This is a genomic window from Pseudooceanicola endophyticus (assembly GCF_018760365.1).
Taxonomy (GTDB): Bacteria; Pseudomonadota; Alphaproteobacteria; order Rhodobacterales; family Rhodobacteraceae; genus Pseudooceanicola; species Pseudooceanicola endophyticus.
On the sequence record NZ_JAHIAB010000010.1, the window covers coordinates 211,402 to 236,684 of the forward strand.

At 66.9% G+C, this 25,283-nt stretch carries 21 protein-coding genes and 2 pseudogenes; 3 read left to right on the forward strand and 20 right to left on the reverse strand.

Annotated elements, in window-relative coordinates; translation table 11 throughout:
• Nucleotides 1-37 precede the first annotated feature (37 nt).
• The 6 genes from KM176_RS17500 to KM176_RS17525 form a co-directional block, all read right to left on the reverse strand.
• The gene (locus tag KM176_RS17500; RefSeq protein ID WP_160895052.1) at nt 38-1,924 is read right to left on the reverse strand and encodes a bifunctional sugar phosphate isomerase/epimerase/4-hydroxyphenylpyruvate dioxygenase family protein; all 1,887 of its coding nucleotides are present in this window, start codon (nt 1,922-1,924) and stop codon (nt 38-40) included.
• Nucleotides 1,925-1,940: 16 nt separating this feature from the next.
• A complete protein-coding gene (locus KM176_RS17505; protein WP_160895051.1) occupies nt 1,941-2,777 on the reverse strand; it encodes a shikimate dehydrogenase family protein in 837 nt (278 codons plus the stop codon).
• Nucleotides 2,774-4,276: a tripartite tricarboxylate transporter permease gene (locus KM176_RS17510; protein ID WP_160895050.1), complete on the reverse strand. Its 1,503-nt coding sequence runs from the start codon at nt 4,274-4,276 to the stop codon at nt 2,774-2,776. Before KM176_RS17510 ends, KM176_RS17505 begins: the two co-directional genes overlap by 4 nt.
• Nucleotides 4,276-4,848, reverse strand: coding sequence for a tripartite tricarboxylate transporter TctB family protein (locus KM176_RS17515; RefSeq protein WP_160895049.1), 573 nt, complete (start codon nt 4,846-4,848; stop codon nt 4,276-4,278). The genes KM176_RS17510 and KM176_RS17515 overlap by 1 nt, the downstream gene beginning before the upstream one ends.
• Nucleotides 4,849-4,954: 106 nt before the next feature.
• The gene (locus KM176_RS17520; RefSeq protein ID WP_160895048.1) at nt 4,955-5,959 is read right to left on the reverse strand and encodes a tripartite tricarboxylate transporter substrate binding protein; all 1,005 of its coding nucleotides are present in this window, start codon (nt 5,957-5,959) and stop codon (nt 4,955-4,957) included.
• A 152-nt stretch (nt 5,960-6,111) separates the two neighbouring features.
• On the reverse strand, nt 6,112-7,026 hold the full coding sequence (locus KM176_RS17525) for a LysR family transcriptional regulator (protein WP_160895047.1): 915 nt from the start codon (nt 7,024-7,026) through the stop codon (nt 6,112-6,114).
• Nucleotides 7,027-7,120: 94 nt separating this feature from the next.
• On the opposite strand from KM176_RS17525, the gene KM176_RS17530 reads away from it, so the two are divergent.
• The gene (locus tag KM176_RS17530; protein ID WP_160895046.1) at nt 7,121-8,809 is read left to right on the forward strand and encodes an FAD-dependent oxidoreductase; all 1,689 of its coding nucleotides are present in this window, start codon (nt 7,121-7,123) and stop codon (nt 8,807-8,809) included.
• Nucleotides 8,806-9,615, forward strand: coding sequence for a sugar phosphate isomerase/epimerase family protein (locus KM176_RS17535; protein WP_160895045.1), 810 nt, complete (start codon nt 8,806-8,808; stop codon nt 9,613-9,615). The genes KM176_RS17530 and KM176_RS17535 overlap by 4 nt, the downstream gene beginning before the upstream one ends.
• A 75-nt stretch (nt 9,616-9,690) precedes the next feature.
• Here the strand turns inward: KM176_RS17535 and KM176_RS17540 are convergent, their stop codons facing one another.
• From KM176_RS17540 to KM176_RS17560, 5 genes are read right to left on the reverse strand one after another with little or no spacing between them, the layout of a single operon-like run.
• Nucleotides 9,691-11,124, reverse strand: coding sequence for an NAD-dependent succinate-semialdehyde dehydrogenase (locus KM176_RS17540; RefSeq protein WP_160895044.1), 1,434 nt, complete (start codon nt 11,122-11,124; stop codon nt 9,691-9,693).
• Nucleotides 11,125-11,159: 35 nt separating this feature from the next.
• Nucleotides 11,160-11,729, reverse strand: coding sequence for a sarcosine oxidase subunit gamma (locus KM176_RS17545; RefSeq protein ID WP_160895043.1), 570 nt, complete (start codon nt 11,727-11,729; stop codon nt 11,160-11,162).
• Nucleotides 11,722-14,661, reverse strand: coding sequence for a sarcosine oxidase subunit alpha family protein (locus tag KM176_RS17550; RefSeq protein WP_160895042.1), 2,940 nt, complete (start codon nt 14,659-14,661; stop codon nt 11,722-11,724). The genes KM176_RS17545 and KM176_RS17550 overlap by 8 nt, the downstream gene beginning before the upstream one ends.
• On the reverse strand, nt 14,658-14,930 hold the full coding sequence (locus tag KM176_RS17555; protein ID WP_160895041.1) for a sarcosine oxidase subunit delta: 273 nt from the start codon (nt 14,928-14,930) through the stop codon (nt 14,658-14,660). Before KM176_RS17555 ends, KM176_RS17550 begins: the two co-directional genes overlap by 4 nt.
• 9 nt (nt 14,931-14,939) lie before the next feature.
• Nucleotides 14,940-16,190 carry a sarcosine oxidase subunit beta family protein gene (locus tag KM176_RS17560; RefSeq protein ID WP_160895040.1) on the reverse strand — a complete coding sequence of 417 codons (1,251 nt, stop codon included), beginning with the start codon at nt 16,188-16,190 and terminating at the stop codon, nt 14,940-14,942.
• Between the two features lie 93 nt (nt 16,191-16,283).
• Between KM176_RS17560 and KM176_RS17565 the strand changes: the two genes are divergently transcribed.
• Nucleotides 16,284-17,228, forward strand: a complete 945-nt coding sequence (locus tag KM176_RS17565; protein ID WP_236045355.1) for a GlxA family transcriptional regulator — start codon at nt 16,284-16,286, stop codon at nt 17,226-17,228.
• A 69-nt stretch (nt 17,229-17,297) separates the two neighbouring features.
• Here the strand turns inward: KM176_RS17565 and glnT are convergent, their stop codons facing one another.
• The 9 genes and pseudogenes from glnT to KM176_RS17610 all read right to left on the reverse strand — a co-directional run.
• Complete coding sequence (glnT, locus tag KM176_RS17570) at nt 17,298-18,614, reverse strand: type III glutamate--ammonia ligase (RefSeq protein ID WP_160895039.1); 1,317 nt, start codon at nt 18,612-18,614, stop codon at nt 17,298-17,300.
• Between the two features lie 142 nt (nt 18,615-18,756).
• Nucleotides 18,757-20,082, reverse strand: a complete 1,326-nt coding sequence (locus tag KM176_RS17575) for an FMN-binding glutamate synthase family protein (RefSeq protein ID WP_160895038.1) — start codon at nt 20,080-20,082, stop codon at nt 18,757-18,759.
• 10 nt (nt 20,083-20,092) lie between these two features.
• Nucleotides 20,093-20,776, reverse strand: a complete 684-nt coding sequence (locus KM176_RS17580) for a GltB/FmdC/FwdC-like GXGXG domain-containing protein (RefSeq protein WP_160895037.1) — start codon at nt 20,774-20,776, stop codon at nt 20,093-20,095.
• A gap of 3 nt (nt 20,777-20,779) precedes the next feature.
• A complete protein-coding gene (locus KM176_RS17585; protein WP_160895036.1) occupies nt 20,780-21,667 on the reverse strand; it encodes a class II glutamine amidotransferase in 888 nt (295 codons plus the stop codon).
• A 204-nt stretch (nt 21,668-21,871) separates the two neighbouring features.
• Nucleotides 21,872-22,648 carry a MetQ/NlpA family ABC transporter substrate-binding protein gene (locus KM176_RS17590; RefSeq protein WP_160895035.1) on the reverse strand — a complete coding sequence of 259 codons (777 nt, stop codon included), beginning with the start codon at nt 22,646-22,648 and terminating at the stop codon, nt 21,872-21,874.
• A gap of 32 nt (nt 22,649-22,680) precedes the next feature.
• A complete protein-coding gene (locus tag KM176_RS17595; RefSeq protein WP_160895034.1) occupies nt 22,681-23,355 on the reverse strand; it encodes a methionine ABC transporter permease in 675 nt (224 codons plus the stop codon).
• The gene (locus tag KM176_RS17600; RefSeq protein WP_160895033.1) at nt 23,345-24,406 is read right to left on the reverse strand and encodes a methionine ABC transporter ATP-binding protein; all 1,062 of its coding nucleotides are present in this window, start codon (nt 24,404-24,406) and stop codon (nt 23,345-23,347) included. Before KM176_RS17600 ends, KM176_RS17595 begins: the two co-directional genes overlap by 11 nt.
• Before the next feature lie 250 nt (nt 24,407-24,656).
• Nucleotides 24,657-24,921: pseudogene (locus KM176_RS17605) on the reverse strand (IS3 family transposase); the annotation flags it as partial.
• Nucleotides 24,922-25,072: 151 nt separating this feature from the next.
• Nucleotides 25,073-25,283, reverse strand: a pseudogene (locus KM176_RS17610) (IS5/IS1182 family transposase); the annotation flags it as partial.

Sequence of the window (25,283 nt, forward strand, 5' to 3'; positions counted from 1 at the left end):
CGCTCCGGGGGCGTTTCGCTTTTCCAAGAAGCGCCGATCAGGCCGAGGGCATACCCTTCGGCGGCAGCTGGCGCTTCTGCGCGGCGATCCGGAACGGCGCGTTCGGCGCCCCGAAGCCCTTGTAGCTGTTGCGTTGCAGGATCTCGAAGAACATGCCGCCCGCGAAGTTGCCGGAGTAGATCTGGAAGAACTCTCCCTTCTCGTCGCGGTCATAGAGGACGTTGGCCTCCTTCATCTTCTCCAGCAGGCCGCCGGGGAAGTCGAAGCGCGCCTTCAGGTCGTCGTAGTAGTTGTCCGAGATCTTCAGCGGCACGAAGCCGCGCGCCTTCAGCGTCTCGGCGGTGGCGAAGATGTCGTCGCTGGACATGGCGATGTGCTGGACCGAGGCGCCGAAGGTCTCGGCCAGGAAGCGGCCGGCAAGGGTGCGGTAGCTGTCGGCCCCGTTCAGCGTGAACTTCAGCGCGCCGTCGCGGCTTTCGATGACCTGGCTGCGCACCAGACCGTCGGGGTCGATCACATCCACCATCGGGCTTTTCTGCACGTCGAAGATCGAGGTGTAGAACAGCGTCCAGGACAGCATGTCCTCATAGCTCATGGTCTGGGCGATGTGGTCGATGCACTTCAGCCCTGCGCCAACCAGATCCGCCCCGGCTTCCTTGACGAATTCCACGTCCCAGACCTGATCCAGACCGCTTTCGCCATCAAGGAAATGCATCACCGAGCCCGACAGGCCCCGGATCGCGGGGATCTCCAGCTCGCCCATGTCGAGGGGCTGGGTGAAGGCCTTGGCGCCGGTGGCGATGGCGCGGGTCATCACGTCCTTGGCCGAGGCGACCTCGATCCCCAGATCGCAGACCGTGGTGCCGCGGGCATTGTAGGTATGGGCGGCGTGGCCCTCGGTTTCCTCGTTCACCACGATGCGGATGTCGCCCTGCTGCCAGAGCGAGAGATCCTTGTTGCGGTGCTTGGCCGCCTTGGCGAAACCGAGCGAGGTCAGCAGCGTGCCGAGGGTGTCGGCCTCCTGACCGCGGGCGGCGAATTCCACGAAGGAGACGCCCTTGGGCTGCACGCGGGCGGGCAGGTCCGGCAGGTCGATCTTCAGGGTGGGTTCGGCCTTCTTCACGTCGTCCATGGTGGCAATCAGGCTGCGGTAGCCGTCCTCGGCCAGCTGGCGGGTGTTGGCGCTGCGGAACTGGTCGTTGAAGATCTCAAGCGACACCGGGCCGGTATAGCCCGCCGCCATCACCGCCTGCATGAAGCCGGTGACATCGAGGTCCCCTTCCCCGGGCATGTTGCGGAAGTGGCGCGACCAGTAGAGCAGATCCATCTCGATCAGGGGCGCATCGGCCAGCTGCACGAAGAAGATCTTGTCGCCGGGGATCGAGCGGATGCTTTCCGGCGACAGCTTGCGCCCCAGCGTGTGGAAGCTGTCGACGATCAGGCCGATGTTGGGGTGATCGGCGCGGCGCACGATCTCCCAGGCATCGCGGTGGTCGTTGACATGCTTGCCCCAGGCCAGCGCCTCGTAACCGACGCGCAGGCCCCGGGCGGCGGCCCGATCCCCGAGTTCACGGAAATCGGCGGCGGCACGGTCGATGCCGCCAAGCGCCTGGGGATGGCAGGAGGAGCAGAACAGCACCAGGTCGGTGCCCAGCTCCTGCATCAGGTCGAACTTGCGCTCGGCCCGGTCGAAGGCCTTGGCGCGCAGTGGCTCCGGCAGACCTTCGAAATCGCGGAAGGGCTGGAAAAGCGAGATTTCCAGCCCGTGGTCGCGGATCATGTTGCCCACGTCGCGCGGGCTTCCGTCATAGGCGATGAAGTCCTGTTCGAAGATCTCGATCCCGTCGAATCCCGCCGCTGCGATGGCCTCAAGTTTTTCCCGGAAGTCCCCGGAAATCGAAACGGTGGCGATGGAGGTCTTCATGCCCTGTCCTTTCAGCTCAGCTCAGCAGGTCCTGACGCAGCTTGTCTTCATCGAGGGGCAGCCCGGTGAAGAGTTTCCACGCATGGACGCCCTGATAGAAGAAAAGCTCCCATCCGGAAATGATGTCGAGCCCATTTGCCGACGCTTCCGTCAGGAACTGGGTATCGACGGGGGTGTAGACCGCGTCGAAGGCCCAGGTGCTGCCCGCCATGAAAGCAGCCGCCAGCGGCGTGCCGCCCTTGCCGACCATGCCCACGGGGGTGCAGTTGATCAGGCCCGAGGCGCCCTGGGCAGCCTCTTCGGCGCTGTCCCAGACGGTGATCTCGGTCGGCTTGCCGGCGCCGCGCAGATCGGCGGCCAGCGCCTCGGCCTTGGACTTGTCCAGATCGACCAGCCGGATTTCCGGGGCGCCAAGGGCCAGCAGGCCGAAGGCCACGGCACGACCGACGCCGCCGGTGCCGATCATCAGCGTGACGCCGGGGTTGGCCTCGCCGCGGACGCGGGAATAGGCGGCGATGAAGCCGGTGTGGTCGGTGTTGTGGCCCTTCGGACCGCCCGCTTCGAAGATCGCGGTATTGACCGCCCCGATGGCCCGCACGAGCGGGTCATCGATGGTCAGCTTCGCCACGACCTTCTCCTTGTAGGGATAGGTCACGTTGGTGCCGCGATAGCCCTTCGCGGCCAGGCCGTCGAAGATCTCGTCCCAGCTTTCGCCCAGCTCATGCGGGACGAGACGATTGTAATGGACCAGCTTGCCGTTCTGCTCGCCTGCCAGTTCGTGCAGGCGGGGGGAGCGGGAGGCGGCGATATTGTCGCCGATAAGACCCAGGAGGATGTCAGGCGTGGCGGTCATTTCGGTTGGGTGTCCTTCTTGCGGAACATGGTCCAGAGCGGAGTCTGGCTGACGAAGATCAGGATAACGGCGACCAGCAGCACCAGCGACAGCGGGCTGGTCACGATGCCGTAGAAGAAGCGGCCCAGGTCCTCGCGTTCGGAGATGATGGCACGGCGCCAGTTGTCATCCAGCAGGCGCGACAGGATCACGCCCAGGATCACGGGGCCCAGCGGGTAGCCGTAGTGCCGCATGAAGTAGCCGAAGATCCCGAAGCCCAGCATCCAGTAGACGTCGGTGATGGAGTTGTTCACCGCATAGGCGCCGACGATGGACAGCAGCAGGATCAGCGGGATCAGCACCGAGCGCGGCATCTCGACGATCTTGGTGAACAGCTTGATGCCCGTCAGGCCGAAGATCAGCATGAAGAAGTTGGCCATGATCAGCGCGCCGACGATGAACCAGAACATGTTGGGCTGCTCGACCATCAGCATCGGGCCGGGGTTCAGGCCGTGGATGAAGAGCGCGCCGATCATGATCGCGGTCACCGCGTCGCCGGGAATGCCCAGCGTCATCATCGGGATGAAGGCCCCGCCGACGGCGGCGTTGTTGGCGGTTTCGGGGGCAACCAGGCCCTCGATCGCACCGTCGCCGAACTTGCGCGAGGGGTTCTTGGTGACGCGCTTGGCGTGGTCATAGGCCATCAGCGCGGCGATGTCGCCGCCGGTGCCCGGCAGGGCGCCGATCAGCACGCCCAGGGACGAGGTCTGGATCGACAGCGGCAGGTGCTTCTTGATGGTCCCGAAGGAGGGCACGATGCGGCTGATCTTCTGGCGCACGGCAGCCTTTTCAACGTGGTGCAGCTGCATCAGCGCCTCGGAGACGCCGAACATGCCGATCATCACGGCGATGAAGCTGATACCCTGCTGAAGCAGCGGGATGTCGAAGGTGAAGCGTTCGGTGAAGGTCAGCGGGTCCATGCCCACGGCGCCGATACCGATGCCGAGCGCCCCCGAGAAGATGCCCTTGACCAGCGAGCCCGAGGACAGCGAGCCCACCAGAAGGATGCCCAGCACCGCCAGCAGCATGTAGTCGCGCGGCTGGAAGGTCAGCGCGAAATCGGCCACGAAGGGCGCCAGCAGCGCCAGCACCAGAATACCGATGAAACCGCCGAAGAAGGACATGACGGTGGTGACGCCGATGGCCTCGCCGGCTTCGCCGCGCTGTGCCATGGGATAGCCGTCCAGCGCCGTTGCGATGGCCGAGGGCGCACCGGGGATGTTCAGCAGGATCGCCGTCCGCGAGCCGCCGTAGACGCCCCCCATGTAGATGCCGATCATCAGCGAAATCGCCGGAAGCACGTCCCAGGAGAAGGTGAAGGAGATCAGGATCGACACCGCCATGGTGACCGACAGGCCGGGGATGGCGCCGACATAGACACCGGCGAAGGTGCCCAGACCCACCAGCAGCAGCAGCTGGGGATGGGCAAAGACGGTAAAGAGCGCGAGAACGTGTTCCATCATGCGCCTCCGGCAAAGAGGTTGCGGATTGCCTGCAGAATTTCGGCTTCGGGGATGATGCCGGTGGGCATCAGCACGGTGAAGACGATGCGGAAGACAAGGTAGATGCCCAGCAGGCTGCCCACCGAAACGGTGATGGTGAAGCCCCAGCTGCGCTTCGACAGGATCTTGATCGAGGCCAGCAGGAACAGCAGCGAGGTCGGCAGGAAGCCCAGCGGCTCAAGCAGCACGCCGTAGGCGACCAGGAAGAGGGCCAGCACGATGACCAGCGGCGGCACGATGTCCTGCAGCATGGTCTCGTCCTCGGCGCGGGGCTTGCGCAGGGTCTGGTTCAGCACCATGGCGGCGCTGATCAGCATGACGGCGGCGGTGCCCATCGGGATGGCGCCGGGCGAGGACAGCGCCTCAAAGCCCGCGATCCCGTAGGCGTTCCACAGCAGCACCGCACTGAAGATCACCAGGATGATGGTAAAGACCAGCTCTCCGGGGCGACGCTTGCCGGCCGCTCCGCCGGGCGTGGCATCGGAGCTGCCATCCCGCGAAGAGTCGTGGTGATGTTCGGATTCAGTCATGTCGTCTCTTCCTCCTCCCGGATAAGCCGGTGCTGGAATGAAAACGCCGCTCACAAGGAGCGGCGCCTGTCGCGGTCGGGGGCCGTTTCAGGCCCCCGGGGCAAGCTTACTCGCCCGGGCGCTTGATGCCGAACTCCTCGGGGGAGCTCTTGGTCAGGCCCGCATCCTGCAGCAGCCAGGAGGTGCCCTGCTGCCACTTGGTCAGGAAGTCCTCGGCTTCCTGGCCGGAGATGTTCATCAGCGTGAAGCCACGGTTGTGCATCAGCGTCTTGAAGTCGTCCTGGTTGGCGGCTTCCTTGTACGCTGCGGACAGCTTGGCGACCACGTCATCCGGGGTGCCCTTCTTCACGAAGACGCCGAAGAACGGGCCCCAGGGAAGATAGGTGTTGTAGCCCTCGTTGAAGCTGGTGATCGCGGGAACGTCCGGCAGGAACTCGTTCTTCTCGGTGTCCATGACCGCGAGCGGCTTCATGTTGCCGGCCTTGATCGCCTCGATCGAGGCGCCCAGAACGGCGGGCATGACGTCGATCGCGCCGCCCTGAAGCGCGGTCAGCGCCGGGCCGTCACCGTCATAGGGAACCGAGATCACGTCCAGATCGCCCTCGACCGCTTCCATCATCGCGGTGACGACGGAGGGCAGGCCGCCCGGGCCGGTGGAGCCGATGCGCAGCTCGCCGGGGTGGTCCTTGATGTATTGCAGCATGCCTGCGTAGTCATCGAAGGGGGCGTTGTTGTTGGCAACCAGGATCGCGGTGCCGCGGGCCAGGATGTCGACGGGCACGAAGTCGCTGTAGTCCTTCTTGCCGAGGCCCATGATCTTGTAGATCAGCGGGTTCTCTGCGCCCATCAGCAGGGTGTAGCCGTCGGCCTTCATGCCGGCCACCTTGTTCAGCGCGATGGCGCCGACGCCGCCGGTCATGTTCTGCATCACGACGGTGCCGCCCAGAACGTCCTCGGCATGGGGCGTCACCGCCCGCATCACCGTGTCGGTCGAGCCGCCGGCCCCCCACTGGATGATGCCCTGGATTTCCTTGGACGGATAGTCGGCGGCAAACGCGGCCGTGGCAGAGACGGCAAGCGCGGAGACGGCGCCGATAATGAATCGTTTCATGGTTTCCTCCCTATATTTCTGTCGAGGGGTTTCCTCGAGCCTCCCGATAGGCCTGACGTTCCCGCATTGCAAGCGTAACGTCAAATACCGAAAGTTAAGACGGATTAACATGGTGTTAATATGCCGATATTCCCATGTTTTGCAAATGTTTTTCAAGGTTTTATGGGTTCAACCACGGCGAGATTAAGCTCTTTCCGGAACTGCGCTATGGTGAATTCGGCGAAACTGGACAGCACCCTGCCCTGCTTCTTGACGACATAGCTGCTCAGCTCGCTGCGCTCTTTCAGGGGGCGGCGCACCAGGCCCGGCATGTAGACTTCGGCGACCGAGAACTTGTCGATCAGCGCCACCCCCAGCCCGTGCCGCACCAGGCTGACCACGGTCTGCGCGAAGCGGCCGCGCATGTTGTGGCGCACCTCCAGCCCGGCCTCGCGGAAGGGCTTGACCAGAAAGGCGCCGTAGGGATCGCTGGGATCGACGCCGATCAGGTCCTCGTTCATCAGGTCATGCACCGAGACCACCGGCTTTTCCGCCAGCCTGTGCCCCTCGGGCAGGACGCAGACCAGCGGCGCGGTGGCGATCTTCTCGTTCTCCACGCCCGGGTTGTCGATCTCAGAGCTCATGATCACGAACTCACCGCGCTCCAGCAGCAGGTAGTCCACCGTCTCCTCGATCTTCAGGATGTTGAGGTCGATGTAGAGATCGGGGAACCGCGCGCGCACGTTGCGAATGGCCCGGGCCGCGACGAATTGCGCCACCGAAGGCGCCGAGGCAAACGCCAGCTGCACGTCCTCGCCCTTCTTCAGGTTGTCGAGCGCGGTCTGCAGGTTCTCCACCCCGCGGTAAACGGCACGAATCTGGTCGAACACCGCCTGCGCCTCGACCGAGGGGATGAACAGCCCGCCGCGGCGTTCAAACAGGCGCAGATTAAGGGTTTCCTCGGTGTGCTTGATCAGCCGGCTGACCCCCGGCGCAGAGACGCCCAGATATTCCGCCGCTCCGGCAATCGTGCCGCGCAGCATGACCGCGCGGATGACCTCGACCTGGCGCAGGGTGATGTCGCGCATGGCTCCTCCGTAACATCAGGTTATCGACAGCCTAAACTTGATACTTGACGTTAATCCGTCCGGCAATGAATTTCGACAGGCAGGAGGAAACCGAATGCCGGAATCAATGGAAACGTTCGACCTGGTCGTCATCGGATCGGGCGCGGGCGGGCTGAGCGCTGCCGTCACCGCCGCCCATCGCGGGCTGCGGGTGGTCGTGCTGGAAAAGACCGAGGTCCTGGGCGGCACGACCGCCTGGTCGGGCGGCTGGATCTTCGCGCCGCGCAACGCCGTGGCCCGCCGCGCCGGGATCAACGAGGAGATCGACGCCCCCCGCCGCTACCTGACGGCTGTGACCGGGAACTACGCCCGCCCCGAAAAGATCGAGGCCTTCCTGGAGGCCGCCCCCGAGATGGTCTCCTTCTTCGAGGAGAACACCGCGCTGACCTTCGACGGCGGTCTGGTGATCCCCGACACCTACGGCCACCAGCCGGGCGCCGGCACCGGCGGGCGTTCGGTCATCGCGCAGCCCTATGACGCGCGCGGCCTGGGCGAGGCGGTGAAGCTGCTGCGCCTGCCGCTGCCCGAAACCACCTTCAAGGGCATGACGATCCAGTCGGGTGCGGACCTCAAGGCCTTCATGACCATGACCCGCGACGTGAAAAGCTTTGCCCATGTGACGAAGCGCGTGACGAAGCATTTCCGCGACCTCGCCCTGCATGGCCGGGGAATGGAGCTGCGCAACGGCGCGGCGCTGGTGGGGCGGCTGATGCGCTCCGCGCTCGACAAGGGGGTCGATCTGCGGGTCCGCCAACAGATCACCGGGCTGGAACGCGAGGGGGATCGCGTGACCGGCGTGCGCCTTGCGGACGGATCCGTGATCCTTGGCACCCATGGCGTCGTGCTGGCGACGGGGGGCTATGGCCATGACAGCCAGCGCCGCCACGACAGCTTCCGCCGCGATGACGAACACCTCAGCCTTGCCGTGCCCTCGGCCACCGGCGACGGGCTGCGCCTGGGCGAGGCCGTGGGCGGGCTGGTCGACCTCTCGGTGAAAAGTGCCGCCGCGCAATGCCCGGTCTCCCATGTGACCTGGGCAGATGGCAGCACCGGGGTCTTCCCGCATATCATCGACCGGGGCAAACCCGGGCTGATCGGCGTGATGGCGAACGGCAAGCGCTTCTGCAACGAGGGGCTGGGCTATCACGATTATGTCGATGCGCTGCTGGAGGCCCTGCCCGAGGGCCAGCCGGCGAAGTCCTGGATGATCTGCGACCACCGCTTCCTGCGCCGCTTCGGCCTGGGCATCGTGCGCCCGGCGCCGGTGCCCTACCACGGCTGGATCAAGCGCGGCTACCTGAAGACCGGCGCCACCCCGGCGGAACTGGCGCGCGCCTGCGGCATCGACCCGGCCGGGCTGGAACAGACGCTTGCCCACTGGAACGAACATGCCCGGCAGGGCGAGGATCCGGAATTCCACCGGGGCACCACCGCCTACATGCGCCTTCAGGGCGACCCGGAGCAGAAGCCCAACCCCAACGTCGCCCCGATCGAGGCCGCGCCCTATTACGCGGTCGAGGTCGTGCCGGGCAGCTTCGGCACCTTCGCGGGCCTTTCGACCGACGTCCATGCCCGGGTGCTGGACGCGGAAGGTCACGTGATCCCCGGCCTCTATGCCGCCGGAACGGATGCGGCCTCGGTCTTCGGGGGCTTCTACCCGGCGGGCGGCATCAACCTTGGCCCGGCGCTGACCTTCGGCTTCATCGCCGGTCGCCACGCCGCATCGGAGGCCGCCGCCGCATGACCCGCCCCCTTTCCGTTGCGCATCTGACCGCCGTCGATCTGGCCCCGCCGCAATTCATCGAGGCCGCCGCCCGCGCCGGTTTCGACGGCGTCGGCCTGCGGCTGCTGCGCGTCACCGACACCACCCCGGGCTATCCGATGACGGATGACCCGGCGATGCTGCGCGCCACCAAGGCCGCGATGCAGGCGACCGGCCTCAGCGTGGGGGACGTGGAATTCCTGAAGGTGACGCCCGAGACCCGCGTCGCCGACGTCGAATGGATGTTCGACATCGGCGCAGAGCTGGGCGCCGCCCACCTGATCACCGCGCCCTATGACGACGACCTTTCGCGGCTCTCCGACAGCCTTGCGGCGCTGGCCGAGGCCGGGGCAAAGCGCGGCCTGAAGGTGATCCACGAGTTCTTCCCCTGGACCTCGGTCCCCGATCTTGCAACCGCGCTGAAGGTGACGGGCGATGCGGGCGTGGCCGTGCTGGTGGACAGCCTGCATTTCGACCGCTCCGGATCCTCGCTGGAGATGCTGAAGGCCATCGACCCGGCCTGCCTGCCCTTCGCGCATCTGTGCGACGCGCCGGTGCATCCGCCCTACTCGACCGAGGATCTGCTTTACAACGCGCGCGAGGCCCGCTTCCCACCCGGCGAGGGGCAGATCGACCTGGCCGCCTTTGTCCGCGCCCTGCCCGAGGGGCTGCCGCTGGCGCTGGAAGTTCCGATGCTGAAGCTTCAGCAGGCCGAGGGCAGCGAGGCCGTCCTGCACCATGTCGGGCGCACCACCCGCGACTGGCTGGCCCGGAACGATCTGGCCTGAGACGCGCCAAAGCACATGAAAAGGGCGGGACAGCACCGGCTGCCCCGCCCTTTATTCTTTCCCGAACCCGGAAGGTCAGCCCAGCTGGGTGACGAAGCGGGTTTGCAGGTAGGCCTCGATCGCCTCGGAACCGCCTTCGGTGCCCATACCGCTGTCGAGGATGCCGCCGAAGGGCACTTCGGGCAGCGCCAGCCCGTTGTGGTTCACGGTGACCATGCCGGCCTGCACCTCGGCACGGATACGCTGGCTGCGCTCCGAGGAGGTGGTCCAGGCATAGGCGGCCAGACCGAAGGGCAGACGGTTCGCCTCTTCGAAGGCCTCGTCGTCCTGGCTGAACTTGTTCAGGATCGCGACCGGACCGAAGGGTTCCTCGTTCATGATGCGGGCATCGGTGGGCACGTCGGTCAGAACGGTGGGCTCGAAGAACCAGCCCTCGTTGCCGATGCGCTTGCCGCCGGTGGCCAGCGTCGCCCCGCGCGCCACGGCGTCGCCGATCAGCTCTTCCATGGCCGGGATGCGGCGGTCATTGGCGAGCGGGCCCATGTCCACGCCCGCTTCGGAGCCCGGACCAACCTTCAGCGCCTTGGCAGCGGCAACGAAGCCATCGGTGAACTGCTCGGCGATGCCGTCCTGCAGCAGGAAGCGGGTCGGAGAGACGCAGACCTGACCGGCGTTGCGGAACTTCGAGGTCGCCATGACCGAGACGGCGGCATCGACATCGGCATCGTCGAAGACCAGCACCGGCGCGTGGCCGCCCAGCTCCATGGTGGACTTCTTCATGTGCTGACCGGCCAGACCCGCCAGCATCTTGCCCACGGGCGTGGAGCCGGTGAAGGAGATCTTCTTGATCAGCGGATGCGGGATCAGGTAGCCCGAGATTTCCGCCGGAACGCCATAGACTAGGTTCAGCACGCCATCGGGCAGGCCCGCATCGGCGAAGCACTTGATCAGGGCGGCGGGCGAGGCCGGGGTTTCCTCGGGCGCCTTGACGATGATCGAGCAGCCGGCAGCCAGTGCCGCCGAGACCTTGCGCACCACCTGGTTCACCGGGAAGTTCCACGGCGTGAAGGCGGCGACGGGGCCGACGGCTTCCTTGATGGTGATCTGGGTCACCGAGGGGTTGCGGGCCGGGATCACCTGACCATAGGTGCGGCGCGCCTCGCCGGCGAACCATTCGATCGTGTCGGCGGCGCCCAGCAGCTCCATCTTCGACTGCGCGACGGGCTTGCCCTGTTCGGCGGTCATCCAGACGGCGACTTCCTCCGCGCGTTCGCGCAGCAGGGCGGCGGCCTTGTTCATGACCTGGAAGCGCTCCATCGGAGAGCTGGTCTTCCAGCGGGCAAAACCGGCCTTGGCGGCGGCCAGCGCTTCGTCGAGATCGGGGATCTCGGCATGGGCGACGGTGCCGATGGGCTGGGCGGTGGCCGGATCGATGACCGGGATCGTCTTGCCCGAGGCAGCGGGCTTCCAGATACCGTTGATGAAGAGTTGCGTGTCAGGATAGCTCATGTGCGGTCCTCCGGATGGGTTTCGGGCGCACCTGATCAGTCCTGCGCCCGCTCCGCAAGGGTTACCACCTGAAATTGAACGGCCTGCGCCACCGCGTGCCAAAGGCTGCCCGCGGATGAGCGCATCCCGAGCAGCCAGAGCTGCCCGGCCCCGGGCCGCAGCACGAAGCAGCCCATGTGGTGCAGCGCGGTGCGCGCCGCATGGCCCGGCGCCAGCAGCGCGGGATCAAGGTTCACCAGCTTTTCCAGCAGGCGCTCCAGCGCGGCGGCCTCGCCGGTCACCTCGATCATCGCCCAGCCGTCGGTTTGTTCGGTGACGGCGCAACCGGGCGCCAGGGCGGCGATCCGGGCGGCAAAGTCCTCTTCCGCGCGGCCCTCGGCCAGGATCATCCAGGCCTCGGCGGTGGTGCGGAAGGACCACAGCCCCCCGGCTTCGGCCAGGTCCTTCGGGCCGGGCAGCGGCAGATCCGGCAGCTGGCCCGCGCGCAGCGGCGCAAGAGAGGCCAGCGCCACATCGGGACGTTCGCTCAGCGTCAGCGGGCCGAAGCCCTGCACCTTGGGGGCGGTGCCGCCCAGGGCGGTCACGGGGATCAGGGGCTCAGCCACGGAGACGCTCTCCTTCCGGGTCGATGAAATGAGGAGAGACAACACGCACGCGGGTCTCGGTGCCCTCCAGCGGGTTGGCGGCGATCACCACCTCGTCCAGCCGGGTGTCGCCGCCCTCCAGGTAACCAAGGGCAATCGGATGCCCGAGGTGGGGCGAATGGCAGGTCGAGGTGACCCAGCCTTGATCGGTCTCCATGTTGCGCGCCGCGCCTTCGGTGAACAGGTGCGCGCCGCCGGGGATCGCGCCCTGCCCGTCCTCGGGGATCAGCCCGACAAGACGGCGCGTTTCGCCGGCCAGCCCCTCGCGGCGCGACATGATCGCGCCGATGCTGTCCTTCTTCTGCGATACCATCCGGCCCAGCCCCAGCATCGCGGCGGTGGCCTGTCCGTTCAGCTCCGCCCCGGCGGCATGGCCCTTTTCGATGCGCAGCACGGCCAGCGCTTCGGTGCCGTAGGGGGTGACGCCCAGATCCGCCCCCTGCTGCATCAGCCGCTCCATCAGGGCATTGCCGTAGCGGGCGGGCACCGCGATCTCGTAGGCCATCTCGCCCGAGAAGGAGATCCGGAACAGCCGCGCGCGCAGCCCGCCGCAGATCGTCAGCTCGGCGCAGGCCATGAAGGGGAAGGCCGCGTTCGACAGGTCGAACCCGTCCACGATCCGCTCCAGCAGGGCGCGGGATTTCGGCCCGGCGACGGCGATCTGCGCCCAGGCATCGGTGGTCGAGATCAGCTGCACGTCAAGTTCGGGCCAGAGGCACTGGCGCGCGAATTCCATGTTGCGGAAGACGAGGCCCGCGTTGGCGGTGGTGGTGGTCACGACGTAATGATGCGCGGCCAGGCGGGCGCAGGTGCCGTCGTCATAGGCAAAGCCGTCCTCGCGCAGCATCAGCCCGTAGCGGACCATGCCGACCTTCAGCGTGCCCATCATGTTGGAATAGAGCCGGTTCAGGAATTCGCCCGCATCCGCACCCTGCACGTCGACCTTGCCCAGCGTGGTCACGTCGCACAGGCCCACGTCGCGGCGCACCGCGATCACCTCGCGATCCACCGACTGGCGCCAGTGGGTCTCTCCGGGTTTGGGAAAATACTGCGCGCGCATCCATTGCCCGACCTCGACGAAGGCCGCGCCCTGCGATTTGGCGAAGACATCGGTCGGGGTCAGGCGGCGGGGGCGGAAATCGGGCCCGGTATCGCCCCCGCCCAGCACCGCAAGCGAGACGCCGGTATAGGGTGGGCGGAAGATCGTCGTGCCGGTCTCGGCGATGGTCTTGCCGGTCAGCTCGGCCATGACGGCAAGGGCGGTGACGTTCGCGGTCTTGCCCTGGTCGGTGGCCATGCCCAGCGTGGTCCAGCGTTTCAGATGCTCGACCGGGCGCATGTTCTCCTTGTGGGCTAGGGCGATGTCCTTGACCGTCACGTCGTTCTGGAAATCGACCCAGGCGCGGCCCTTGCCCGGCACATGCCAGAGAGTCGTTCCATTCGGTGCCGTATCCTCAGCCTGCGGCAGGGCGATCACCGGGGCGGTGATCGAAAGCTCCGCCAGCGCCTGACGGGCGATCTCGGCCCCGTCGGCCAGCGCCAGGGCCGTGCTGCCCTTGCCGCGCGCGGCGCCCGCAACCAGCAGCCCCCCGGGGCCGCCCGGACCCGGCACGAAGGCGCCAAGGGTATCGTCCCAGACCGGCCTGCCGCGATGGTGCGAGGAAAGGTGCACGTTCGGGTTCCAGCCGCCCGAGACGCCAAGCGCCCCGCAGGCAATCGCCTCGGTCCCCGAGGCGGTGGTGACGCTGATCCCGCGCAGCCCCAGCCGCCCCTGCGATCCGCTGACCTGCCCGCCGGCGATCAGGCGATAGTCGCCCTGCGCCACCGCATCGTTGCGGCTGTCGATGACGGCGGCCACCGGCACGCCCCTGGCCTGAAGGTCCAGCGCGGTGCGGTGCCCCTCGTCATGGCAGGTGAAGATCGCGACCGGCCTGTCGGTGCCGGGCGCGGTGGCCCAGCGGTTCGCATAGGCGCGCAGCGCGCCGCCCAGCAGGATGCCGGGGCGGTCGTTGTCGGCGAAGGGAATGTGCCGCTCGGTCGCGCCGGCGGCCAGGACCGCGCGTTTCGCGGTGATCCGCCAGAGCGTCTGGCGCACCCCCGCGCCCGGGGTCGGCAGGTGGTCGGCCACCCGCTCCACCGCGCCGTAGATGCCGTGATCGTAGACCCCGAAGACGGTGGTCCGGGGCAGAAGGCGGACGTTCGGCATCGTGCAAAGCTCGGCCAGAACACCCTCGATCCACTGCGTCGCGGGGGCCCCGTCCAGCAGGTGGCTCTCGGCCAGAAGGCGACCGCCGAAGCGGCTGTCCTCATCCGCCAGGATCACCTTCGCCCCGGCCCGCCCGGCGGTCAGCGCCGCCGCCAGACCCGCCGCACCGCCGCCGATCACCAGCAGATCGGCATGCAGGAAGCCCTTGTCATAGGCATCGGGATCGGCGCCTTCGGCCACCCGGCCCAGCCCCGCCGCGCGCCGGATCGCGGGTTCGTACAGCTTCTCCCAGAACGCCTTCGGCCACATGAAGGTCTTGTAGTAGAACCCGGCGGCAAAGAAGGGCGAGAGCAGGTCGTTCACCGCCAGCAGGTCCCGGTCCAGCCGTCCCAGGTAGTTCTGGCTGCGCGCCTCCAGCCCGTCGAACAGCTCGGCCACGGTGGCGCGGGTGTTGGGCTCTTGCCGGTTGCCCGAACGCAGCTCGACCAGCGCATTGGGCTCTTCCGAACCGGAGGAGACGACGCCGCGCGGGCGGTGATACTTGAAGCTGCGGCCCATCAGTTGCACGCCATTGGCCAGCAGCGCCGAGGCCAGCGTGTCGCCCGGATGCCCGCTGTAGCGCACCCCGTCGAAGGTGAAGGACAGCACCTTGCTGCGGTCGATCAGACCGCCGGACAGCCGGGTCATGCGGCACCGCCTTTCACGTCGCGCGCCAGTTCCGCGCCCAGGATCTCGTGCGTCAGCGTGTTGCGGGTTACCACCAGCCAGGAGCGATCTCCCTGCTCGTGATACCACAGCTCCCGATGCACCCCGGCGGGGTTGTCGCGCAGGTAGACGTAGTCGCAGAAGGCGGCCTCGCCCGCGCCCGGGTCGGGCCGGTTCAGCAGCGCGGCATCGCCCAGATAGGTGAATTCGGCCGCATCGCGCAGGCCCAGAAGAGGATGGGGGATCAGCATGGGAAGGCCTCAGTGCAGGTTGGGCTGCGCGCCGGCGCCGCGTTCGTCGATCAGGTGGCCACGCGCGAAGCGATCCAGCCGGTAGGCGGTGGCGGTGGCTTCGGGCCGGTCGGTGGAGAGGAGATGCGCGAAGGCATAGCCCGAGGCCGGCGTGGCCTTGAAGCCGCCGTAGCACCAGCCCGCGTTCAGGTAGAGACCCTGCACCGGCGTATGGTCGATGATCGGAGAGCCATCCATCGACATGTCCATGATGCCGCCCCACATCCGCAGCAGACGGGTGCGCCCGATCCGGGGCATCAGGGCCATGCCGCTTTCCAGCACTTCCTCGACCACCGGCAGGTTGCCGCGCTGCGCATAGGAGTTGTAGCCGTCGATATCGCCGCCGAAGACCAGCCCGCCCTTGTCGGACTGGCTGATGTAGAAATGCCCGGCGCCGAAGGTGATCACGCCGTCAACCAGCGGCTTCAGCCCCTCGGACACGAAGGCCTGAAGGACATGGCTTTCGATCGGCATCCGAAGGCCCGCCATCTGCATCACGCGGCTGGTGGACCCGGCCACTGCAACCCCCACCTTTTTCGCGCCGATGTAGCCCTTCGAGGTCTCGACCCCCAGCACGCGCCCGCCCTCGATGCGGAAGCCCGTCACCTCGCAGTTCTGGAGGATGTCGACGCCGCGCTGGTCGGCGGCGCGGGCATAGCCCCAGATCACCCCGTCATGGCGCGCGGTGCCGGCGCGGCGCTGCATCAGCCCGCCCTTGATCGGAAAGCGCGCATTGTCGAAGTTCAGCCAGGGATACATCGCGCGCACCCCCTCGCGGTCCAGCAGCTCGGCCCCCGCGCCCGACAGGTGCATGGCATTGCCGCGCCGCCGGTACGCATCGCGCTGCGCATCCGTATGGATCAGGTTCAGGATCCCGCGCTGCGACACCATCGCGTTGAAGTTCAGGTCCTGCTCCATCTTCTCCCAGAGCTTCATCGACATCTCGTAGAAGGGCTGGTTGCCGGGCAGCAGGTAGTTGGAGCGGATGATGGTGGTGTTGCGCCCGATGTTGCCGGAGCCGAGCCAGCCCTTCTCGATCACCGCGACGCGGGCCTCCCTGAAGGTTTCCGCCAGGAAATAGGCGGTGGCCATGCCATGCCCGCCGCCGCCGACGATGACGATGTCGTATTCGGCCTTGGGCTCCGGGTTGCGCCACAGGGGCTTCCATCCGGTATGGCCCTTCAGCGCCTCGGCAAAGACCTTCAGCCCCGAGAATTTCATGCTGCGACTCCCTTGTCCTTGATCACAGGCTACGCCGCCGGGCTGTGGCCTTCTTCCTTCCAAGGGACATTTACTTGCGGTATTGAGACAGACATGCGTCCCCGCCGTTTCGCCTTCGTCCTCCAGGAGGGCTATGCCCTGATGTCCACCGCCGCCGCGCTTGAACCGCTGCGCGCCGCGAACCTCTTTGCCGGACAGATGCTGTACGAGCCGGTGATCCTGACGCGCGGCGGCGGGCCCGCCACGGCCTCGGTCGGCAGCCATTTCGACAGCCTGCCGCTGGCGCAGGCGCCCGCGGATCTGGACCTGATCTTCGTCGTGGCGGGGGGCGATCCGCTGGCGGTGCGCGACGGGGCGCTGTTTGCCTGGCTGCGCCGGCAGGCGGACCGGGGGACGGCGCTTGGCGCGATCTCGGGCGGGGCGGCGCTGCTGTGGCGCGCGGGCCTGCTGGAGGGACGGCGCTTCACCCTGCACTGGCACCACATGGAGGCCCTGCGCACCGAGAATCCCGGCGCCCTGATGGAACAGCGCCTCTTCGTCATCGACCGGGATCGCTATACCTGCGCCGGCGGCACGGCGCCCCTCGACATGATGCATGCGATCATCGCGCGCGACCACGGCAGCCGCTTTGCCGCCGCGATCAGCGACTGGTTCATCCAGACCGAGGTGCGGCTGGCCGATGCCCCCCAGCAGGGCAGCACGGCGGCGCGTTACGGCGCCCTGCCCCCGCCGGTCACCGCCGCACTGGAGCTGATGGAGACCCATGTCGCCGACCCGCTTTCCGTGGCCCAGATCGCGGCGCTGACGGGGCTGTCGTCGCGCCAGTTGCAAAGGCTTTTCCACGAGGCGATGCAGGCCCCGGTGGCCGAGGTCTATCGCGGCATCCGGCTGGACGTGGCGCGCGATCTGGTGCGCCGCACCCGGCTGCCGCTGGCCGAGGTGGCGCAGATGACCGGCTTTGCCACCCAGGCGCATTTCTCGGGCGCCTACAGCGCGCGCCACGGCAGCCCGCCCCGCTCCGACCGGGCGGGCGCATGAAAAAAGGGGGGCCGAAGCCCCCCTGAGGTGGTGGTGCCGTCAGGAAGCAGTCAGCACCGGGAACACCCGTCAGATGTCGAGCGTGTTCTCGCGTTCCCAGTGGGAGAAATGCGACACGAAGCTGTTCCATTCCTGGTGCTTCATCTTGATGAAGGACGCCGAGAAGTCTTCGCCCAGCATCGCCTTCAGGCCCGCGTCCTCGTCGAAGAAACGGATCGCATCCAGCATGTTCAGCGGCAGCTTCGGCGCATCCTTCACCAGGTGGCCTTCGGCATACATGTCGATGTCGTGGCGCGGACCGGGATCGGCCTTGGAGCGGATCCCCGAGAGGCCGGCGGCGATGATCACCGCCTGCAGCAGGTAGGGGTTGGCCGCCCCGTCGGGCAGACGCAGCTCGAACCGGCCGGGGCCCGGGACGCGGACCATGTGGGTGCGGTTGTTGCCGGTCCAGGTGACGGTGTTGGGTGCCCAGGTCGCCCCCGACAGGGTGCGCGGCGCGTTGATGCGCTTGTAGCTGTTGACGGTCGGGTTGGTGATCGCCGCCAGGGCGCTGGCGTGCTTCATGATGCCGCCCAGGAAGTGACCGCCCTTTTCGGAAAGGCCCACCTCGCCGATCTGGCCACCGGCATTGCCGGCAAAGGCGTTGGTCTTGCCGTCCAGATCCCAGACCGAGACATGGGCGTGGCAGCCGTTGCCCGTCAGCCCTTCGATGGGCTTGGGCATGAAGGTGGCGCGCAGCCCGTGCTTTTCGGCCACCGACTTGACCATGAACTTGAAGAAGGAATGGCGGTCGGCGGTGACCAGGGCATCGTCGAAGTCCCAGTTCATCTCGAACTGGCCATTCGCATCCTCGTGGTCGTTCTGGTAGGGGCCCCAGCCCAGATCCAGCATGTAATCGCAGATCTCGGCGATCACGTCGTAGCGGCGCATCACCGCCTGCTGGTCGTAGCAGGGCTTGGCGGCGGTGTCGGCGGGATCCGAGATTTCCGTGCCTTCCGGGGTCAGCAGGAAGAACTCGGCCTCGATGCCGGTCTTGACGCGCAGACCCTCGGTCGCGGCCTCGGCGACCAGCTTGCGCAGCACGTTGCGCGGCGCCTGCCCGACCTCCTTGCCCTCCATGATGCAATCGGCGGCGACCCAGGCGACCTCGGGCTTCCAGGGCAGCTGGATCACCGTCGAGGGATCCGGCACCGCCAGCATGTCCGGATGCGCCGGCGTCAGGTCGAGATGGGTGGCGAAGCCCGCGAAGCCCGCGCCGTCCTCCACCATGCCCGCGATGGCCTGGGCGGGCACCAGCTTGGCCCGCTGACCACCGAACAGGTCGGTGTAGGAGATCATGAAATACTTGACGCCCTTTTCCTTCGCGAAGGCGGTGAGATCCGTCATGCGTGAACCTTTCCTGTTGTGCGCCCCGGTGGTCCCTTGCGGCCCCGGGGTCTGTTCCTGCGGGCGGTCGCTGCCGCCCGGGTATGCGCCCTGCCCCAGACAGGAACGGCGCGCGAAGGCCTCTCGCGCGCCGTGAAGATCGTCAGAAGCCGCCCTTGCCCGGCCACCAGTTGGTGCCTGCCAGCGGGACCTGGGTCATCGCGGCGGCCTCCATGGTCAGCGCGCAAAGGTCCTCGGGCTCCAGGTTGTGAACGTGGCTTTTCCCGCAGGCGCGGGCCAGGGTCTGGCATTCCAGCGTCATCACGTTCAGGTAGTTGCGCAGACGGCGGCCGCCCTCGATCGGGTCGAGGCGCTTCATCAGCTCGGGGTCCTGGGTGGTGATGCCCGCCGGGTCGCGCCCCTCGTGCCAGTCGTCATAGGCGCCGGTGGTGGTGCCAAGCTTCTGGTATTCGCCTTCCCACTTGGGATCATTGTCGCCAAGCGCGATCAGGGCCGCCGTCCCGATGGAAACCGCATCGGCCCCAAGCGCAAGCGCCTTGGCCACATCCGCGCCGTTGCGGATCCCGCCCGAGACGACAAGCTGCACCTTGCGGTGCATCCCCAGATCCTGAAGCGCCTGAACGGCGGGGCGGATGCAGGCCAGCGTCGGCTGGCCGACGTTCTCGATGAAGACATCCTGCGTGGCCGCCGTGCCGCCCTGCATCCCATCCAGCACCACCACGTCGGCGCCCGCCTTCACCGCCAGCGCGGTGTCGTAATAGGGGCGCGCGCCGCCGACCTTGATGTAGATCGGCTTTTCCCAGTTGGTGATCTCGCGCAGTTCGAGGATCTTGATCTCCAGATCATCGGGGCCGGTCCAGTCCGGGTGACGGCAGGCCGAGCGCTGGTCGATCCCGATCGGCAGGTCGCGCATCCCGGCGACGCGTTCGGTGATCTTCTGGCCCAGCAGCATACCGCCGCCACCGGGCTTGGCGCCCTGCCCCACCACCACTTCGATGGCATCGGCGCGGCGCAGGTCGTCGGGGTTCATGCCGTAGCGCGAGGGCAGGTACTGGTAGACCAGCTTTTCGGAATGGCCGCGCTCTTCCTCGGTCATGCCGCCGTCGCCGGTGGTGGTCGAGGTGCCGGCAAGCGAGGCGCCCCGGCCAAGGGCCTCTTTCGCGGGGCCCGACAGCGCGCCGAAGGACATGCCCGCGATGGTGATCGGGATCTTCAGCTCGATCGGTTTCTTGGCGAAACGGGTGCCCAGAACCACCGAGGTATCGCATTTCTCGCGATAACCCTCCAGCGGGTAGCGGCTCATCGAGGCGCCGAGGAACAGCAGGTCGTCGAAATGCGGCAGACGCCGCTTGGAGCCGCCGCCGCGGATATCGTAGATGCCGGTTTCGGCGGCGCGGCGGATCTCGGCGTTGGTCTCGCGCGAGAAGGTCCAGGACTGGCGCGGTTCGGTACGGGGTGTCTTGTCCATCTGCCTGCCCTCAGTATTCGTCTGCGTGGTCGATGTTGAAATTGTAGAGCTTGCGGGACGACCCGTAGCGCTTGAACTCTTCGGGTTTGGCGTCGGCACCGGCCCTGGCCAGCAGGTCCTTCAGCAGTTCGATATGCTCGGGGCGCATCTCCTTCTCGACGCAGTCGGCGCCGAGGGACTTGACCGAGCCGCGCACGAACAGTCTGGCTTCGTACAGGCTGTCGCCAAGGGCATCGCCCGCGTCGCCCAGCACCACGAGGGTGCCGCGCTGCGCCATGAAGGCCGACATGTGGCCGATGTTGCCATGCACCACAATGTCGATCCCCTTCATCGAGATCCCGCAGCGCGAGGAGGCATTGCCCTTGATCACCAGCAGCCCGCCGCGCCCGGTGGCGCCGGCATACTGGCTGGCGTCGCCCTCGATGACGACGGTGCCGGACATCATGTTCTCGGCGACGCCGGGACCGGCGCTGCCTTCGACCGTGACGGTGGCCAGCTTGTTCATGCCGGCGGTGTAGTAGCCGGTCGGCCCCTTCACCCGCACGCTCAGCGTGCCGTCAAGACCCACGGCCAGCGCATGGCTGCCGCGCGGGTTCTCGATCACGTATTCCTCGTTGGCCTGCGCCTTGGCGGCGGCCTGAAGCGCAGAGTTCACCTCGCGCAGTTCGGTGGTGCCCATGTCGATGGTCTGCATGGCTCAGCGCTCCCAGAAGTAGACGGTGGCGGGTTCGGGTTCCCAGACCTTGGCGGCCTCGATCCCGGGCAGGTCGGCAAGGGCGCGGTATTCGCTGGCGAAGGCCACGTAATCCTCGGTCTCGGCCAGCACGGCGGGCTTGCAGGCGATGGGATCACGCACCACGCCAAAGCCGTCCCTTGTGCCTGTGACGAAGGTGAAGAACCCGTCGAGATCCTTCAGCGAGCCTTCCAGCGCCTCGCCCAGCGACGCGCCCTTGGCGATCCGGTAGGAGATGTAGGTGGCGCCGACCTCGGTGTCGTTCTCGGTGCGGGTGTGGAAGCCTTCCTTGGCCAGCACGCGCCGCATCTGGTTGTGGTTCGACAGCGACCCGTTGTGCACCAGGCACTGATCCTCGGCAGTCGAGAACGGGTGCGCGCCCAGCGTCGTCACGGCGCTTTCGGTGGCCATGCGGGTATGGCCGATGCCATGGGTGCCGCCCATGGCGCGGATGCCGAAACGGGCGGCCACGTCCTTGGGCAGGCCCGTCTCCTTGTAGATCTCCATCCGCTGACCGACGCCCATCAGGCGCAGGCCGCGGGCCTCAAGCGCGGCGACGGCGGCCGCCTCCTGCGCTTCGGGCACCACCAGGACGGCGTGGGTATCCACCACCTTCATGGTCACCGGCACGCCCAGCTCGGCCGCCAGCGCGGTGTCGAGCCCGGGGAAATCCGTGGCCGGAGCCTCGGACTGCACGGTCACCTTCACGCCCTCGGCGCCCTCGCCGTAGATCGCGATCCCCGCCGAATCCGGGCCCCGGTCGGTCATGGTGATCAGCATGTCGGTCAGCATGTCGCCCAGACGGGGCGAAAGCGCGTCATTCTTCAGGAACAATCCCACAATGCCACACATGGTCTTCTCCGAATTACCTGCGGCCAGGCCGCCTCGGATCCGACTTATCAGGAAACTAATTTTCCCATAAAGAAATTTCTGCGTCGCGGAGGCGATTTTCTCTGCCTTGGCGTCAGGCTGCCCAAATTTGCACCGCGCCACCGGGGTCCGGACATGCAAACGGGCGCCCGAGGGCGCCCGTTCAGAAGCATCGCAAGCCAGGGCTTACCAGGAGGTCAGCACCGTACCGTGGTACTTCTCTTCGATGAATTTCTTCACGTCGTCAGAGTGATAGGCCTCGATCAGCGGCTTCACCCAATCGGCGTTCTCGTCGCCCTTGCGGACCACGATGATGTTCACGTAGGGCGAATCCGGCTTTTCCATCGCTATGGAGTCGGTCTTCGGGTTCATGCCGGCGGCGATCGCGTAGTTGGTGTTGATCATCGCGGCGCTGAGGTCGGCCAGCGAACGCGGCAGCTGCGCGGCGTCCAGTTCCTGGAACTTCAGCTTCTTGGGGTTCTCGGTGATGTCGAGGACGGTCGGCACCAGGCCGGTGCCATCGGCAAGCTTGATCAGCCCCAGATCCTGCAGCACCAGCAGCGCACGGCCACCGTTGGTCGGATCGTTCGGGATGCCGATGCTGTCGCCCTTCTTCAGCTCGTCGGGGGACTTCACCTTGTCGGAATAGAGGCCCATCGGGGTGGTGATGGTGGTCGCCACCGGCACCAGGTCAAAGCCGCGATCCTTGATCTGGTTGTCGAGGTAGGGCTTGTGCTGGAACGAGTTCGCCTGGATGTCGCCATCGGCCAGCGCCTGGTTCGGCACCACGTAGTCCGAGAACTCGATGATGTCGATGTCCAGGCCCATGGGCTTGGCGACCTTGGCCACCTCTTCCATGATCTCGGCATGTTCGCCCGGGGACACACCCACGCGGATTTCCTCGGCAGCCGCCGCACCGGCGGTCAGCGCGAGGACGGAAACCAGCGTCATCAGCTTTTTCATAACATTTGTCCTTCGAATAAATACGAGGGGTTTCAGGCGCCGCGGTTGCGGGGCGCCCGTTTGTCGACGCGCCGTGCGATCCATTCGCCGATGGTCTGCACCAGCTGCACGAGCACGATGAGGATGATCACCACCATGGCCATCACGTCGGGCATGAAACGCTGGTAGCCGTAGCGGATGCCAAGATCGCCCAGCCCCTCGCCACCGACGGCACCCACCATGGCAGAATAGCCGATCAGGCTGACCACGGCGAGGGTCATGCCCAGGGTGATGCCGGGCAGCGCCTCGGGGATCAGGACCTTGCGGATGATCTGCAGGGGGGTGGCGCCCATGGCGCGGGCCGCCTCGATCAGGCCGGCATCGACTTCGCGGATGGCGTTCTCGATCAGGCGGGCGATGAAGGGGATGGCCGCGATGGTCAGCGGCACGATGGCCGCCGTGGTGCCGATGGAGGTGCCCGCGACCATCCGGGTGAAGGGAATGATCGCCACCACCAGGATGATGAAGGGAACCGAGCGCGTGGCGTTCACCACGATGCCCAGCACCCGGTTCACCAGCGGCGCCGAGAGCAGCTCTCCGCGTTGCGAGCAGGCCAGGAAGACCCCGATGGGCAGGCCGATGACGGCACCGATGATGGCGGCCACGGCGACCATGTAGAGGGTCTGCCAGGTGGCGTCGATCAGCATGTGGATCAGGTTAGCGGACATAGCCCAGCACCTCCGTGCGCTGCTGATGGGTTTCCAGGTAGCTGCGCGCCTCGGCGCCGCGATCGGCGGGGACCGAGATCAGCAGATTGCCGAAGGGGCGCGGGCCGATCTCCTCGATGGCGCCGGCCAGGATGTTCACGTCGAGGCCAAGCGCCGCGCTCATCTGCGCGAGCAGCGGATCGGTGGCCTTGTCCCCCAGGAAGGTGATGCGGATCACCTCGCGCGCGGGTCCCTCGGGGCGCTCGGTCACCATCTGCTCGGCGATGAAGCGCGGCAGGGTCACGCCGGTCACCCCCGACAGGAAGGAGCGCGTGGTGGGATGCTGCGGGGTGGTGAAGATGTCGTAGGTCTCGCCCGCCTCGACGATGCGGCCGCCGTCGATCACCGCCATGTGGCTGGCGATGTCGCGCACCACCGCCATCTCGTGGGTGATCAGCAGCACCGTCAGGCCGAGGTCGCGGTTGATGTCGGCCAGCAGCTTCAGCACCGTCTGGGTGGTTTCGGGATCCAGCGCCGAGGTCGCCTCGTCCGAGAGCAGCACCTTGGGTTCGGTCGCCAGCGCGCGCGCAATGCCGACCCGCTGCTTCTGCCCGCCCGAAAGCTCGGCCGGGTAGCGGTTGGCCAGCTTTTCCAGACCGACGCGGGCGACGAGGTCGCTCGCACGGGTGCGGATCTGGCCGCGCGGCACGCCGGCGATCTCCATCGGCAGGGCGACGTTCTCAAGCACGGTGCGCGAGGAAAGCAGGTTGAAATGCTGGAAGATCATGCCGACTTCGCGGCGGATCTCGCGCAGGGCGGCACCATGGGCCGCGCCCACATCGCGCCCACCCACGGTGATGCGCCCCGAGGTCGGCTTTTCCAGCCCGTTGACCATGCGCATCAGCGTGGATTTCCCCGCGCCCGAACGCCCGATGATCCCGGTGATGGCACCTGCCGGCACCTCCAGGGAAATCCCCTCGAGCGCCATGACGCTGCCCGCGCCCTTCTGGGGGTAGGTCTTGCCAACATCGTCAAAGAGGATGGCCGCGCCGGCCGAGGTTTCGCGTTGCATCTGAATGTCCGGATTGTCCTGTGAATTCGGATAGGTCGTCCATAGAACGGAAGCTGACGGCAGATACAACCCCGGAAGCGGGTCTCGCCGCGCTTACCCCGAGGCTGCGGCTTTGCAGGCCGCCGCGGCCCCTTCCCCCCTGCCCCCGCAAGCCCCGGAAAGCAGGGAGTTTCCGGCTTCCGTCCGGGCAGTACGGGCACTCCCGCACTGAACCGCACCGTATTTGCCGGAGGCTGATGTCGGTTGGTTGCGCGGCCATGCCTTCTGTTTCCAGAGCGGCGTAGAAGTTTGCCTCTGCTTCCGCCGGAGGGATGTTCCGGATCGGCGCGGACAAGCGGTGGTTGTTGAACCAGTCGCCCCATTCGAGGCTGGCATGGTCGACGGCTTCGAAGTTGCGCCACGGGTCCGCGCCGATGGATGGCCGCGGCCTTGAAGAGGCCGGTGATCGTCTCCGCCAAGGCGTTATCGCAGCTGTCACCGACGCTGCCCACGGATGGTTCGATGCCGGCCGAGGCTGTGTGAAAACGGGCCGGCAGGGGCTCACGGCTGCTGGTTTGCCCGGTTGCTCACTTTCAGCCGCCTCCGACGCCCTTTGCGCGCGTTACGGCTTGGTGATCCCTTTCAAGCAATGCGTTACGGCGGCGCTTGAGGTGCGACAGCCCCCGATCAGGCGGCAATGGCCCGCATCAGGCCCCGAATGCCGATCAACGCGACCACCCGCTTGATGTTGTAGGCAAGGACATTCAGCGCCATTTCGGTGCCGACGTTCTTCAGCCTCCGCGTCAGGAAATGGGTGTGCCCCATCCAGGCCTTGAGCGTGCCGAATGGGTGTTCAGCCGTGCAGAGGCGCAGGGTCATCCGATCGGCCTCTCCACCC